This is a genomic window from Alcanivorax sp. HI0083, from assembly GCF_001635175.1.
The window spans coordinates 1-1,696 of record NZ_LWFX01000284.1 but is presented as its reverse complement, the minus strand read 5'-3'; the positions used below and the strand labels follow the sequence as shown (position 1 = coordinate 1,696).

Genomic DNA, 1,696 nt, shown 5'->3' with positions numbered 1-1,696 from the left:
TGCCGGCCCAGGCCGAACATACCTGCCCGGAAAACAACGACTACCTGCAGCGTGAACAGGCCAAGACCCTGATTGCCGAGCTGGTTTCCCAGGGGCAGGACGAAGACCGGGTGCGCGACGTCCTGGGCAGTGCGCAATGCCAGCCCAAGATCCTCGAATCCATAGCGCGGCCGGCAGAACACACCCATACCTGGGCGACCTACCAGAAAATTTTCCTGCAGGAGAGCCGGGTACAGAAAGGCGTGGAATTCGCTCACACCCACGCCGACACCCTGACCCGTGCAGAACAAACCTACGGCATCCCCCGGGAAATCATCCTCGCCATCATCGGAGTGGAAACCCGCTACGGGGATTACATGGGCACCTACCGAGCGGTCGATGCCCTGACCACCCTGGGCTACGACTACCCGCCTCGGGGCAGCTTCTTCCGCAAGCAGCTCAAAGCCTTGTTCGAACTGGAGCATAACGCCCACATCGATGCCAAAACCATCACCGGCTCCTACGCCGGCGCCATGGGCTACGGCCAGTTCATCCCCACCAGTTACCAGGCTTATGCGGTGGATTTCGACAATGACGGTGTCACCGATCTGGTCAACAACCCGGTGGATGCCATCGGTTCCGTTGCCAACTATTTCAGCGAGCACAACTGGAAACCCGGGTTGCCCGTAGCCGCCAGAGCACACCTGGATGGCGCCGGTTACGTGCCGCTGGCCAAAAAAGGGTACAAGCCATCCTTTACCCTGGCACAGGCCAACAACGCCGGCGTCTCTGCGCTCAGCTGCAACGATGATCGACTGGTCAGCGAATACTGCTTCGACCTGCCCGCCAGCACCCGGGTCGCCCTGCTTGATCTGGAAGGCACCGACGGTGCGGAGTTCTGGCTGGCCACCGACAATTTTTATGTGATTACCCGCTACAATCACAGTCGCCTGTACGCCATGGCCGTGCTACAACTATCACGACAACTGGCGGCCGCACTGGAGGATAGTCAATGAAGCGTCTGGCTTGTGCCGTGATCACCTCCGCGTTCCTCGGGGCCTGCGCCACCGCTCCGGGGCCCGCTGGCGACAGTGCCCCACCCGCCGTCAACAACGATGCGCCAGGCTCGGACCGCTACAGCCTGCAGCAGGACACCGCGCCGGAAGAGCCCCGGGATGTTTCCCGGCTGCCGGAACCGGTGCCCAAAAAGGAACCCCGCAGTCGCTACGGCAACCCGCAATCCTACAGTGTGTGGGGCAAGACCTATCAGGTGCTTCCCCAGGCGGACGGCTACGTGGCAGAAGGCAAAGCCTCCTGGTATGGCCAGAAATTCCATGGCCATCGCACCTCCAGTGGTGAACCGTTCGATATGTACCAGTTCACGGCCGCCCATCGCAGCCTGCCCTTGCCCACCTATGCCCGGGTCACCAACCTGGATAACGGCAAAAGCCTGGTGGTGCGCGTCAACGATCGCGGCCCCTTCCACGAGGATCGCATCATCGATTTGTCCTGGGCCGCTGCGGTACGCCTGGGTATAGAGCAATCCGGCACCGGGCGGGTACGGGTCGAAGCAATCAGCAGTCAGCAACAACCCGATGGCCCCAGTAGTACCGTGCCCACGGCCGTGCGTGCTGCGCTGGACAGTCCACCTCCTTCAGCAGCGAACGACAACGCCAGCGCCAAAACGGACACCGCCGACAATGGCGCCAGCAAAGGC

At 62.0% G+C, this 1,696-nt stretch carries 2 protein-coding genes; both read left to right on the top strand.

Going from position 1 to position 1,696, the window contains the following annotated elements:
• The coding region (gene mltB, locus A3754_RS03030; RefSeq protein ID WP_063518814.1) for a lytic murein transglycosylase B at positions 1-995 on the top strand (995 nt) is incomplete at its 5' end.
• On the top strand, positions 992-1,696 hold a 705-nt coding region (locus tag A3754_RS03025), incomplete at its 3' end, for a septal ring lytic transglycosylase RlpA family protein (RefSeq protein WP_063518813.1). The genes mltB and A3754_RS03025, both read left to right, overlap by 4 nt.